Consider the following 12,422-nt stretch of genomic DNA (forward strand, 5'->3'; position numbering starts at 1 on the left):
AACCAATTTATTGAACTGTTGGGGGTGCTATCTCAAATAAGAGCTTTTCGGTCTGATCAATTGGCACCATGACCTCTGCATCTTGCTGCAAAAATGCCTGGATTTTGGGCCAAGCCTGAAGAGCAGTATCTAATTCAGGATCTGTTCCGGCGATATAAGCGCCCATGGAGACTAAGTCTCTTCCCCGCATATAGCGACTGTAAAGCTGCTTTAAACGGCGTGCTGATAACAAATGCTCTTTTGAGACGACTTTAGGCATTACCCGAGAAATCGATTTTTCCACATCAATTGCGGGATAGTGGCCGCTATCAGCTAACTCTCTAGAGAGAAAGAAGTGGCCATCCAAAATTCCGCGTGCCGTGTCAGCAACGGGATCATTGGTATCGTCACCTTCTAACAAAACCGTATAAAACGCAGTAATCGATCCATCGGGATTGGCGCCATTTCCTACTCGCTCAACCAACTCGGGCATTCGGGCGAAGACGCTAGGAGGATAGCCACGAGCAACTGGTGCCTCACCTAAGCTCAGACCAATTTCTCGCAACGACATAGCGTAGCGAGTTAAGGAGTCCACAATTAAGACAACGTGCTTACCTTGATCTCGAAACCAAATGGCGACATCGGTTGCATAGGAAGCACCCTTCGATCTAGCGAGCGGCGAAGCATCTGCTGGAGCAGCAACAACGACTGCGCGCTTGAATGATTCAGGTCCCAAGGTATCTTCACAAAATTCCCTTACCTCGCGCCCACGCTCACCAACAAGTCCAATCACGATCACATCAGCAACACAGTTACGCGCCAACATTCCAAGCAGGACGCTCTTACCCACGCCAGAGCCAGCAAAAATTCCGACGCGTTGTCCGCGGCCGACCGTCAGTAAACCATTAACTGCTTGAATGCCTACATCCAAAGGTTCATGAATCGGCGTTCTATCGAGAGGATTTAAGTTTCGCTGAATAAATGGCGTAAGTTGTTTTTCACCATACCCCTTGCCATCGATTGGTCGGCCAAGGCCATCAACTACTCGCCCCAATAAACTCTCACCAATCGGGAGTGGGTCACCAATACTGTTAGAGGTGTAGCCCTTACCTGAATCAAAAGGAGTATTTGCTGGGTACACCAAAGCACCTGGAGAAATCCCCTCGATCGCATCAATTGGCATCAGATAGGTAATTGCGCCATTAAAACCAATGCACTCTGCATCATAGGTTTTGCCACCCAACTCAGAAAGGATGGTTGCGCCAGTGCCAATACTCATTGGCAAGCCCTCAACCTCCAGCACAATGCCAGAGACGCGCTTTAACTTACCTTCACGAATTGACAGCGGTGTTTCAAGTAAGTGTTGCTTGCGCATCTCTAACTGACTTGCTAACTCAGCAGGCTGCAAATGACTCACTCTGGTTTTACCTCATCATCTGATGATTCAATCGGACCATCTTGCAAAGGATCATCTGTTAAATGAGGATGCTCGTGATGCTCAAGCGAGCGCACTTCATCAATGCCACTCAACATTTCCTCATCAGCATTTCGATCTAAACCTAACGCAGCTCTGACCAATGCGATGCGTGCTTGTTCACCCACATCAATGCGAGCACCACTCACTTCAACATAGGCGTGACCAAGCTTGACATCTGCGTCAATCAAAATAGTGCAGTTAAATGGCAATCCTGGATCTTCCACAATTTTTTTCCAGGTCTCTACCTCTTCCCCGTTGAGTCGCAAATAGAGATTTTCACCAGGACGCGGCAAGCGCATGAGTGCTTCTTGAACCGCTGCTACAAACGGAGCACGTTCCATGGAATGATTTGCTGCTAAGCGCGCAGCCGTTTCGTAGGCAAATTCGGTAAGCGGCTGAGCAATCGCCTCTGGCATACCTGTGAGCGCCTCTAGCAATTCTCCGAGCGCGGCTTGAAGGCGATGAGTCTCATTATCAGCATCGGCATATCCTTGTTGATAGCCCTCACGATAGCCAGATTCTTTACCTTCCTTATATCCAGCATCACGGCCTTCAACAAAACCTTGGCTGGTACCTAACTCATAAGCCTCTTTGTAAGCGCTATCGCGTATCGCCTCAACCTCTTCAACCGTGGGGTAAAGAATGGGCGCAACCTTTGGAGGTTTGGGGGGCTTTGGAGGATCAAAGGAGGGTGGCTCCCACCTCGTCAGCAAGGAGTCCTCATCAGAGGAAGGCATCGGCTGACTTGCCCCTTTCCATGATCATGCGGCCTTCTTCAGCCAAGTTCCGTGCGATACGAATAACTTCTTTTTGCATTTCTTCGACTTCTTGCACCTTGACTGGTGGGCGTGTTTCCAAATCTTCGCGCACACCATCAGCAGCGCGCTTAGCCATATTCTTGAACAATTTTTCGCGAAGTTTTGGACTAGCGCCCTTGAGAGCAACGATGAGTGTTTCTTGCGGAACTTCCAAGAGCAAGGTTTGCAAGGAGCGATCTTCGATATCGTTGAAGTCTTCGAATATGAACATCTTTTCTTGAATTGCATCAGCCAATTCAGAATTAAAGTCGCTAATGGTTTTAAGCGCTTGTTTGTCAAGGCCACCTGAAAGCATGTTGAGAATTTCGGCGGTAGGTACTACCCCACCAACAGTACTTCTGCGGAAGTCTGCATCTGGACCAGCGGAACGTGACATCACTTCATTCAACTCCTTCAGAGCGGCTGGTTGAACTTTTTCTAACAAAGCAATACGAAGAATCAATTCATTACGCAAATCATCCGGGAAGAGTTTCAAAACGGAAGCTGCCTGACCAGGCTCCAAGAACACCATCACCGTTGCCACAATTTGTGGATGCTCCCCCTTGATCATCTCATACAGAACATCAGGCTCCATCCTTTTAAGCGTTTCAATACCAGACATATCTAGCGTTGATTCCAGGCGACCGAGCAAATCAGAAGCACCTTCTGCACCCATGGCTTTGGTGAGCATGTTCTGCATAAAGTCATCAGTGTCAAACGCCACTTGAGAATTGTTTTCTGTGACCTCTTTAAATTGCCTTAGCACTTGCAAAACTAAATCACGACTTAATGAACGTACCACCGCCATTTTTCCAGACAGTCTTTGCACTTCAAATGGGGTCATAGTGCGCAATACGTTTGCTGCTGATTCTGCGCCGACCGCCAATAGAACCACCGCTGCACGCGAGGCGCCATCAAGCTCTTCAAACGTTAGGGCGCCAGTCTGCTGAGCACCTTTAACGCCCTCTTTAAGCGCCTCTGCTATCGAGAGGCTTTTCGGTGCTGCGACTTCTTCATCGGCCATGTTATTTACTCTTTATCTCAACCTGTAGCAGCGGCAGCTGCTACATTTGCAGTATTGGTTTTCGCAGCATCTGCAGCCAGCCACTCCTTGAAGATGCCAGATACCACTTTGGGATTTTCAGCAACAAACTCTGTAGCGTATTTGAGAAGCGAGTCATACTCATTCTTCTTCTCTTCTTCCAGACGAGTGCGCTCTTCATCCATCTTCTTTTTCTCTTCATCAAGACGCTGACGCTCTTCTTCTTCAGCAATACGCTGGCGCTCTTTTAATAACTCCATCTCCATACGCCGCTTCTCACGCAGTTTTGGATCCATCTGCGCCATCTCGGCTTTGATTTTCTCATCAAACTCTTCTTCAATACGCTGCTCTTCCAAAGCATCGTCCACTTTCTTTGGGAAGAGTAGTGGCTTAACCACACCAAAGAACATAATGCCAAGCGATCCCAGAATGATGGCAAATTTAAAGAACTCTTTACTAAGCTCAATAACACCAGGTTGCTTGTAAAACGCCGGCTCATCTAATACTTCCACTTTAAATGGGATATTAGCAACACTCACGCTATCGCCACGTTGCTCGGTAAAGCCCACTGCATCCCTGGCAAGATTATTAATCTGGTCTAGCTCTTTTGCACTAAAGGGTACGGGCTTGAGCGGCTTACCATCCTTATCAACACCAGTAGGCTGCTTATAGTTCACCACCACAGCTGCAGAAACCCTTCTGACCTTACCTTTTTCAGACTTGATGCGCTCAATCGCACGATCTAGTTCGTAGTTCACAGTTAAATCTTTTTTGATGTTGCTAGCACTAGAAGAAGAACTCGAAGGTGGCGCATTCAAATTTTGCGGACCGGTATTTGCGGCGGCTCCACCAGCTGCATTAATCGGGGCTTGTCCACCACCTGGAGGCTGATTTGTCAGGGCACCTGGTACACCAGATGCGGATGAACTCGGTGTTGCAGCCTCATTAGATTGTTGACTACGAATCGATGATTGATTAGGCGGAGAGTTGCGACCATAGGTTTCTTGAGTACGCTCTAACTCACCAAAATCCATATCCACTGTGACTTGAGCGCGTACATTCTCTTTACCAGTCACTGGCTCCAAAATTGATTGCACACGTTTTGATAGAGCACCTTCTAACTCAGCAACATATTTGAGTTGATTGCTATCTAAACCCATTAAGCGCTGGGCATTAGGAGCAAGCAAGCTACCTTCAGCATCAACGATCGTGACATTTGCAGGCCCTAAATTCGGTACGGATGAGCCCACTAGATTAGTAATCGCAGCAACTTGCTGAGAGTCTAAGAAACGGCCTGGATGCATTGTCACAACAACGGATGCAGTAGGCTTTTCTTGTTCACGCATAAATGCGGTTTGCTTTGGAATCGCCAACATCACTCTGGCAGATTTAACTTGCGCCAAAGAACTAATGCTGCGCGCTAATTCTCCCTCGAGCCCACGTTGATAGTTCACCTGCTCAACAAATTGGCTGGTCCCCATCTTTTGATTTTCCAGGAGCTCAAACCCAACATTGCCAGCCTTGGGCAAACCTTGGCCAGCAAGGCGTAAGCGAGTCTCATATACCGAGGATTCAGGCACCAAAATGGCAGCGCCACCTTCGGTAAATTTATAAGGAATGTTCATCTGTTGCAAAGCGGCAACAATCGCTGCCCCATCACGCTCGTTCACGCTGGAAAACAGCACGCGATAGTCGTCTTTGCTACGACCAGAGACAATCACAAAAGTCAGGGCAGAGATAAATAACAGCAAGGCAGCGGCAACAATCAATCTTTGCTGCATACCTAGCGCTTCAAAGCGCATTTGCAGTTCGCCTAATTTTGAGGGGAGTTTTACCTTGCCCACAAAAGGGGCTGATGCTGGAACAGCAAAGGCTGCCGGCTTAGAGCCAATATTGACTACCGCCGCATCCTTTTCGCTTTCCTGTATTCCGGGCTGTGCTTCTTCGCTCAATGGCTCGTTTCCGTCAAATCAGGCAAAAATTCTAAAAACATAATAGCACTATATATAGAACTTTTTTGCCTATTTTCTCTAAATATTGATATTCTATGCTCATATTGTAAAAAAAGAGGCAAAATTTGCCTCCTATTCTTACTCAGTAGCTAAGGCCAAAAATCCATTGCCCAACTCAGAAAATACCATGCCTCTTGCCGCAAATAGTGGCAACCTACCTCTAGATGCCAAGCACTTAGAAGAAGCATTTGCGATTTTTTATGCCGAATCTCAAAAACTGGAGGCTCAGCAAAGCGCCCTGCAGGAAAAGATTAACCAGCTAAGCGATGAGCTACAAAAGTCCAATCAACGGCTAGGTATTTTGGTCAACGCCATCCCAGCGGGCGTAATCTTGCTAGAAAACAATATCGTGCTCTTGCACAACCCTGCGGTATTGCACTTCTTACCTACCCTTAGCGCGGGTCAATCGTTTGCGATCCCCAGTGATTGGCAGCAGTCCATTGCGCCTGGTGAATACCTCATTGGCGAAACAGATAGCCCAGATTCGAAGACGCAAAAGACAGTGCAGGTCATCCGAATTGACGAGGGCATTCGTAGCTTTATTCAAATCCAAGACATTACCGCCAATATTTCCTTGCACCAAGAAACCCAACGTGAAAATCGTCTCAGTGCGATGGGCAAAATGGCAGCTGGCATTGCCCATCAATTTCGTACACCTTTAGCAACTGCCCTACTCTACTCATCTCACCTTTGTGATGATGATTTAGCACCAGAGATGTCTAAAGAGTTTGCGCAACGCTTACGTAAGCAATTACTCGATCTAGAAAAACTCTCACAAGAGATGCTGCGCTTTATTTCGAATCGTCCAAGTAAAAATATTCTGACTAGCGCTCAGCAAATCATCGATGAAGCACAGGCCAGCATTCAAGCATTGTTTGAAAGCAAGGAGGTTGAGCTCAATGTGCAATGTAGCGTTCCATCCTCAGCGATGTTGTTAGTTGAGCCTAAATCTATACCCAATGCTTTAGTAGCCGTTTTAGAAAATGCACTCAGTGTGTCCAAGTCAAAAGATAGCGTGCAATTACAAGCAAGCGTGGATACAAAAAAACTCATTATCAGCATCAAAGACCAAGGCCCTGGTATTGCATCAACCATTATTGATTCCTTGTTTGAGCCCTTTTCTACCACTAGCGCGAATGGCACTGGTCTTGGTTTATCGATTGCCAAAAATACGATTGAAGCGCACCGTGGAACTATTGCTGTTGAGAATTCTAACCACGGTGCCACCTTCAAAATTACCTTACCGATTGCCTCTGAGTAACTAGCCAATAACCTATCAACCCTGAATATTGCGAATAAATCAATCATGACCGAGCTTTTAAATGAACGCTTCCCAGTGATTCTTGTTGAAGATGACGAAGATCTGCGAGAGGCTATTGCAGTGACCTTAAGAATGAAGGGCATCGACTTTGTGACGCATCAGCGCGCAGAGACTGTAGTGCCTTTACTGCGTCCTGATCTCAACACTGTATTGGTAACGGATTACAAACTACCAGGCATGAACGGCATAGATTTGCTCAAGATTGCGCAAAAAGAATGTCCTGATTTACCAGTCGTCATCATGACGGCCTTTGCCGATGCCAAGCTCGCTGTCGAGGCCCTTAAAGCAGGTGCTCGTGATTTTTTAATTAAGCCTTTTGTACCACAGCAGCTGATTGAAATTATTTCTCGCTATCGTGCACCCAATAGCGCACCTGTTACCGCACCTGCCTTAACAACAGATGCAACTAAAACTGAAGCAGTTGGTTCAGAGATCAGACCTGCTGAACATAAGGTGATCGCAGTAGACCCAAAAACGGTGGCGATTTTTGCTCGTTGCGAAAGAGTGGCCGCCACGGATACGAGCGTATTAGTGACGGGTGAGTCAGGCGCCGGCAAAGAAGTCGTAGCGCACCATATTCACAAAACCTCTAAGCGCGCCAATGGTCCTTATGTCGCGATTAATTGCGCAGCCATTCCTGACACACTTTTGGAATCGATTTTATTTGGTCATGAAAAAGGATCTTTTACTGGAGCCACGAAAGCGCAAGCTGGTAAGTTCGAGCAAGCCAATAAAGGCACGCTCTTTTTAGATGAAATCGGTGAGATGCCAGCAACTCTTCAAACCAAATTGTTAAGAGTGCTACAAGATAAAAAGATTGAGCGCATTGGTTCAAGCGATTCGATTCAAGCAGACGTGCGCATCATTGCTGCCACCAACTTGAACCTTCAAGATCAAGTCAAAGCAGGCAAATTTCGGGAAGATTTGTACTTTCGCCTAAACGTCTTCCCAATCCATATTTTAGAACTTCGCAAACGTCCACTAGATATCATTCCACTGGCTGAATTCTTCCTCAAGCGCTATAGCGTCAATATTGGGCGAGACTCTCTAGTCCTTAGCAATGCCGCTAAAGCCTTGCTCCAAAAATACGCTTGGCCTGGCAACGTTCGCGAACTGGAGAACATTATTCAGCGCGCGGTCTTACTGGCTGACCGAGATCAAATTTATGCCGAGGACTTGGAGCTAGACGACTCTCATTTAAGTCATGACATCTCGACGCCAGATCACAGTGCCCAAACCCCTGAAAACCCAGAAACCCCGAATTTGAGCACCAAATCTGGGCAAAATGGCATAGAACTTGCATTAAATAAAGGTGAAAGTGGTCAAGATATTGAGTCAGTGGAGCGAGAGCACATCCTCAAGGTGTTGGCCGAAGTAAATGGAAATCGAACGAAAGCCGTAGATATACTAGGTATTTCAGCAAGGGCACTGCGCTATAAGCTCAAATCCTATAAAGAAGCTGGCTTTCTGAATGAATAAGCAGTCTTAGTGATTTTTTGTGTGATTTTGATAGATAATTAGGCATATGACTACAACTAACGTCGACTCTATGATTACCCGGATGCAAGCGCTTGCCGCTGCAGCCAGTGGTAAGCCTGTAGCTAGCGATAACCAAGCAGGCAGTGGCGTTGACTTCTCAGCTGTTCTGAAAAACGCGATTGAGAATGTGAATACTGCTCAAAATAGTGCCCAAGCTAAGGCTCAGTCCTTCGCAACTGGTGCTTCCGACACCTCTTTGGAAGACGTGATTGTCTCTTTGCAAAAAGCCAACCTTTCATTGCAAGGCATGATTGCAGTGCGCAATCGCTTAGTTGATGCTTATAAGGAAGTGACTAATCTGCAGGTTTAAGGCTAGTTATTCATAAGGCATTAGCAAAAAGCCCGATAATTCGGGCTTTTTTATTTCCTTCTAATCACTCTTAATAACACTACTGCTGATTTATCTAGCGGTCGATAAGCACATTATTGGGGTTGGGCACTGTTTTGCCATCAACCTCATAAGCCCAAGCCAATACCTCTGCAACTGCTGCGTAAAGTTTTGGCGGGACTAATTCATTGAGCTTGAGCTGCATTAAAAACTCTACCAATTCAGGCTCAGTTCTAGTGGGAATACCCATTTCTTTTGCTTTAGCCAAAATGGCATCTGCCACAAAACCTTCACCCTGCCCTGTAATACGTGGGGCAGCGCTATTAGTCTCATAGGCTAACGCGACTGCTTTGCGAATCTTTTTCTCATCCATCAGGAACTAGCCTCTCCCTTAAGACTGACCTTAGCGTCTGGATCTATCTGTGAGTGCATTTGACCAAGTAACTGCGCAAATGCATTTGCCAATGTTGTTTGAGAATCAGGAGATGCCTCAATGGCCACATATACGCTCTCGCCAAATTGAGTGCCCACTACTTTAAAGGGCCCTAGATTAGGAAGCGTGATTTCCATAGTGATCTTGCTGCCCTTTTGCATTTGGGTTGGATCTTGAGGATCGGATTGCCACGCATCTTCTCGGTACAGGCGGCCCTGCACATTAGGCATTAACTGACCTTGCCATAACAAGTCGCCGCGCAATAGTAACTTGACTGAATCCTGTAAGGCAGGTGAACTGCTAAGTTGCCCAACCAATCTCTCTGCTTCTGCTGGAATATCTCTTATGACCTTGGACTGCATGTCACCATCATCACTTGCAGGAAAGAGTAGTTTTTTTAATTGATCAGCGGCAAAAATTCCGGAGGTCTGTAAATTTTGATACAGCACATTCATTGCAACTCTGGGATCGGTTGTATTGGCAAGCGCTGCGTTTGTATTAGCAGGATTAGCGCCAGGCCAGTTCACCACAACATTCTGTAATGTATTCTTGTTACCGGTATTGACAGCCTGTCCTAGCTCAGGAACATCGACTGCCAAAATGTCAGAGAGCATCTGTCCTAGCGCTGCGCCACCTAAGGCATCCATGCGATTGAGACTTTGTGACAACAAGCTATCTACTCGGGCTTGCGAAGGATTACCTGTCGCTTCAGCCTGATCACCGGCAAAACTGGAGATTTGTAATAAGACCGCTTGATCTACTGTTGGTTCAGTCGGCAATAAAGTGCTTGGCTGTCCACGACCAACTGCACTTTGCAGGACATCCTGTAATGAGCCACCAGCCGAGGAATCGACTACTGGCAAAGGCATTTTGAGGGCTATGCGAGGGTCTATGGCTGCAAGGCTTTCAACTACCGTTGGAGCTGCAGGCGGAGAAACAAGATCATTGCGATGAAAATCAACTACTGGGTTGATTGGTAAATTCGGAGGGATCGGAATTGCCATTTTCAACCCTCCATTTACAAAGATCGATTTACTTTACAGCTAGATTCAATATATATCTAGCATCTGGACTACTTACTAGTTAGCAGCTTGAGCATAGGGAGCGCCAGCTGACTCGCCATCCCTTAAGCTAGGCATCACATCTTTTGGAGCTAATGCTAACCAAGCTTCATATAAGGGCAATAGTACATCTAACACTTCTTGGACTTTTTCTGGAGACTTCGTCAGGCGCGCGCTCAATATCTCCCGCAAAGACCATTCGTAAACTGCACTAAGGCTCTGCGCCACTTCGCCGCCGCCATCATAATCAAGACATGCTAAAAGGCCTTGCTGAATCAAGTCATGAGCTTTTGTAAAGGGCTCAATTCCGTAATCGCCTGACTCAAGCGCTTTTTTTGCTAGCTTCAGATGATCGAAAATACGCTCATATACCAAGACAATTAACTGCCCTGGATTGGAACCATTTACGCCAGTTAGAGAATCAGTTGCAGCGTAAGCACGCGCAGATTTAGGAGCCATGGAACTTCCCATCTTAAAAAGAATTAATTCTTACTCTGACTATTGGTCAAAGCATCTAAAGCGCTTGTCAATGCAGTACTGGTGTTGTTTAACTGAAAGAGCAAGGCATTGAGTGCAGAGTATTGCGAAATTAAATTATTCTGCACAGCATTCAAGCGAGTCTGCAAATCATCTTGCCGCTTAGTTAAATTTCGGACAGATTCATTTTGTGATTGAATCTGGGAATCGAGTGCACCACCAGTTGATACCTGGGAGGTCAAAAAAGTATTGAGATTATGAGTGCCATCGATACGGCCCATAGTTACTCCAGAAGCCAAAACATCCTGCAGTCCATTTGCGCTAGCATTCGTAAAATTCACAGCATTAAATTTTGCCGTGCCGTCTAACTGTAAATCAATACCCAGCTCATTTAAACTCATGGTCTTTAGGGTGCCTGAACTGGTATAACTCAATCCCTTTGCAAAACTTGCCTTAATTTGATTAATAAAACTAAGAGTAGTCGGAGAGTTTGCAAATGTTCCAGGAGTTGTTGAGTTGCTACTATTTGCCGTCATAGTCTTATAAGACGACATCAGATCGTTATATGCAGTGATCAAGGTGTTGATTGCTTGGCTTGATGTATTTGCCCCCTTAGTAATATTAATAACTTGGGTGCTATCCGTCGGAGATTTTTTTATGAGGTTTAAAGTCACGCCACTCAAAACATCATTGATTGAATTGCTGCTTCTTACAAAAGCCGTTCCATCCAAAGTAAACGAGGCATCTCCCGCTATGCTTACCGGAGTTGATGTGATTGATGGTGTTGCGCCTGTGGTCCCAGTTAAGCCAGTGAATGAAATGGCGTTAGATAGTCCAGTTTGGGTGCCACCAATCTGCAGGGCCCAATTAGCACTGCTTGTCGTTTGAACCACATTGGCACTAACGTTGGCACCTAATCCATTAATCCAATTCTTTAAATCAGTGATGGTTGGACTTGCACCCAATGCTGCAGTGCCAGCAGGTGTGCCTAATGTGTTGTAGGTAACTCCATTAATAGTTAACGAAAAGCCTGATGAAGCATCTACAGTAGCCAATGCGGCACTAGAGTTGTAGCCTGTTAGGGCAAATTGACTGGAAGTGGCGATGCTATCAACAACAATACTGTGGCTACTGACCTTGGCTCCGTTAGATGAAGTTGCCTGAATCACGCTACTATCTGTTGTACTAACCGAAGTGGCATTAAAAGTAGTTGGGTCCTGGAATGTCTGCAAGACCTCTTGCAGAGTACTAACCTTACTTTTTATTGTGCCTAAATCACTAATCACCGTATTTTGCTGGGTAATTTTTGCCTTGATGGCGTCCAGAGGTCGATTCTCAACCGTCATCAACTGCTGAACAATGCCAGCAACATCTATGCTAGTTGTTGAAGTTGAGCTAGAACCGGTAGTGCTAGATACGGCCATTTTTTAAGTCCCTAAGTCTGTTTATTCGTTTACTTTAGGCTTAAGAGATATGCAAAATATGTGCCAACCTTAGAGTTGGCACATATCCTTAAGAGATTATGCGCGCTGATGAACTAACGCAGCATTTAACTGCTCAAAACTTTGGGCAATACGTAGCAGCTCCTCAGTTGGTAGCTGCCTGACAACCTCACCCGTATCGGGGTTGGTTACTCTGACAATATGATAACCAGTTGTGCTATCAACAGAGAAAGCCAAGTTACGGCCCATTGAATTCACGAAGCTTTGGATTTGCTGCGCGGCTTTAGCAACCACTTCCCTTGTAGGTGCAGCAGCTTCATTAACGTTTGATGGCTTAATCTCAGTGCTGGCAACGACAGATACAGCTTCTGCATCACTTTTAACTGGTGCAGCAACCCGATCAGGAACAGAACCAGCCGAAGACATTACGCCCAGGCCACTATTTGAGGCTACTGGGGCGGGACTTATTGCGGTGACTTGACTCATAACCTACTCCTTCTTAAATTGCAAAATG

General features: G+C 46.1%; 12 protein-coding genes. 3 read left to right on the forward strand and 9 right to left on the reverse strand.

Annotation, left to right across the window (positions count from 1 at the left end):
• Positions 1-7: 7 nt before the first annotated feature.
• The 4 genes from ICN31_RS05275 to fliF are packed head-to-tail and all read right to left on the reverse strand — an operon-like array spanning position 8 to position 5,247.
• On the reverse strand, positions 8-1,396 hold the full coding sequence (locus tag ICN31_RS05275; RefSeq protein WP_216259281.1) for a FliI/YscN family ATPase: 1,389 nt from the start codon (positions 1,394-1,396) through the stop codon (positions 8-10).
• Positions 1,393-2,193, reverse strand: coding sequence for a FliH/SctL family protein (locus tag ICN31_RS05280; RefSeq protein ID WP_216259283.1), 801 nt, complete (start codon positions 2,191-2,193; stop codon positions 1,393-1,395). Before ICN31_RS05280 ends, ICN31_RS05275 begins: the two co-directional genes overlap by 4 nt.
• The gene (gene fliG / locus ICN31_RS05285; RefSeq protein WP_216259286.1) at positions 2,180-3,277 is read right to left on the reverse strand and encodes a flagellar motor switch protein FliG; all 1,098 of its coding nucleotides are present in this window, start codon (positions 3,275-3,277) and stop codon (positions 2,180-2,182) included. The genes ICN31_RS05280 and fliG overlap by 14 nt, the downstream gene beginning before the upstream one ends.
• 17 nt (positions 3,278-3,294) lie before the next feature.
• Entirely contained in the window at positions 3,295-5,247 is a 1,953-nt protein-coding gene (gene fliF, locus ICN31_RS05290) for a flagellar basal-body MS-ring/collar protein FliF (protein WP_216259288.1), read from the reverse strand.
• 187 nt (positions 5,248-5,434) lie between these two features.
• Here fliF and ICN31_RS05295 point away from each other — a divergent pair, with 187 nt between their 5' ends.
• From ICN31_RS05295 to fliE, 3 genes are read left to right on the forward strand one after another with little or no spacing between them, the layout of a single operon-like run.
• Entirely contained in the window at positions 5,435-6,568 is a 1,134-nt protein-coding gene (locus tag ICN31_RS05295; RefSeq protein WP_216259290.1) for a PAS domain-containing sensor histidine kinase, read from the forward strand.
• 45 nt (positions 6,569-6,613) lie between these two features.
• Positions 6,614-8,107: a sigma-54 dependent transcriptional regulator gene (locus ICN31_RS05300; RefSeq protein WP_216259292.1), complete on the forward strand. Its 1,494-nt coding sequence runs from the start codon at positions 6,614-6,616 to the stop codon at positions 8,105-8,107.
• 46 nt (positions 8,108-8,153) lie between these two features.
• Complete coding sequence (gene fliE / locus ICN31_RS05305) at positions 8,154-8,477, forward strand: flagellar hook-basal body complex protein FliE (protein ID WP_216259294.1); 324 nt, start codon at positions 8,154-8,156, stop codon at positions 8,475-8,477.
• A gap of 94 nt (positions 8,478-8,571) precedes the next feature.
• Here the strand turns inward: fliE and ICN31_RS05310 are convergent, their stop codons facing one another.
• The 5 genes from ICN31_RS05310 to ICN31_RS05330 all read right to left on the reverse strand — a co-directional run bounded on the left by ICN31_RS05310 (position 8,572) and on the right by ICN31_RS05330 (position 12,394).
• Positions 8,572-8,868 carry an EscU/YscU/HrcU family type III secretion system export apparatus switch protein gene (locus ICN31_RS05310; protein WP_216259296.1) on the reverse strand — a complete coding sequence of 99 codons (297 nt, stop codon included), beginning with the start codon at positions 8,866-8,868 and terminating at the stop codon, positions 8,572-8,574.
• Positions 8,868-9,932: a hypothetical protein gene (locus ICN31_RS05315; RefSeq protein WP_216259298.1), complete on the reverse strand. Its 1,065-nt coding sequence runs from the start codon at positions 9,930-9,932 to the stop codon at positions 8,868-8,870. Before ICN31_RS05315 ends, ICN31_RS05310 begins: the two co-directional genes overlap by 1 nt.
• Positions 9,933-10,007: 75 nt before the next feature.
• Positions 10,008-10,448, reverse strand: a complete 441-nt coding sequence (gene fliS / locus ICN31_RS05320; protein WP_216259299.1) for a flagellar export chaperone FliS — start codon at positions 10,446-10,448, stop codon at positions 10,008-10,010.
• A 23-nt stretch (positions 10,449-10,471) separates the two neighbouring features.
• Positions 10,472-11,890, reverse strand: a complete 1,419-nt coding sequence (fliD, locus tag ICN31_RS05325; protein ID WP_216259301.1) for a flagellar filament capping protein FliD — start codon at positions 11,888-11,890, stop codon at positions 10,472-10,474.
• A gap of 96 nt (positions 11,891-11,986) precedes the next feature.
• Positions 11,987-12,394, reverse strand: a complete 408-nt coding sequence (locus ICN31_RS05330; RefSeq protein WP_216259303.1) for a flagellar protein FlaG — start codon at positions 12,392-12,394, stop codon at positions 11,987-11,989.
• Between the last annotated feature and the right edge of the window lie 28 nt (positions 12,395-12,422).

Origin of the sequence: Polynucleobacter sp. UB-Piko-W3 (assembly GCF_018881635.1) — a bacterium.
Lineage (GTDB): Bacteria > Pseudomonadota > Gammaproteobacteria > Burkholderiales > Burkholderiaceae > Polynucleobacter.

What these genes read in the sequence shown, in the direction of transcription:
- fliG (WP_216259286.1), bottom strand. Translation starts at nt 3,277, where the DNA reads ATGGCCGATGAAGAAGTCGCAGCACCGAAAAGCCTCTCGATAGCAGAG.
- fliD (WP_216259301.1), bottom strand. Translation starts at nt 11,890, where the DNA reads ATGGCCGTATCTAGCACTACCGGTTCTAGCTCAACTTCAACAACTAGC.
- fliE (WP_216259294.1), top strand. Translation starts at nt 8,154, where the DNA reads ATGACTACAACTAACGTCGACTCTATGATTACCCGGATGCAAGCGCTT.
- ICN31_RS05300 (WP_216259292.1), top strand. Translation starts at nt 6,614, where the DNA reads ATGACCGAGCTTTTAAATGAACGCTTCCCAGTGATTCTTGTTGAAGAT.
- ICN31_RS05295 (WP_216259290.1), top strand. Translation starts at nt 5,435, where the DNA reads ATGCCTCTTGCCGCAAATAGTGGCAACCTACCTCTAGATGCCAAGCAC.
- ICN31_RS05315 (WP_216259298.1), bottom strand. Translation starts at nt 9,932, where the DNA reads ATGGCAATTCCGATCCCTCCGAATTTACCAATCAACCCAGTAGTTGAT.
- ICN31_RS05330 (WP_216259303.1), bottom strand. Translation starts at nt 12,394, where the DNA reads ATGAGTCAAGTCACCGCAATAAGTCCCGCCCCAGTAGCCTCAAATAGT.
- ICN31_RS05280 (WP_216259283.1), bottom strand. Translation starts at nt 2,193, where the DNA reads ATGCCTTCCTCTGATGAGGACTCCTTGCTGACGAGGTGGGAGCCACCC.
- fliS (WP_216259299.1), bottom strand. Translation starts at nt 10,448, where the DNA reads ATGGCTCCTAAATCTGCGCGTGCTTACGCTGCAACTGATTCTCTAACT.
- ICN31_RS05310 (WP_216259296.1), bottom strand. Translation starts at nt 8,868, where the DNA reads ATGGATGAGAAAAAGATTCGCAAAGCAGTCGCGTTAGCCTATGAGACT.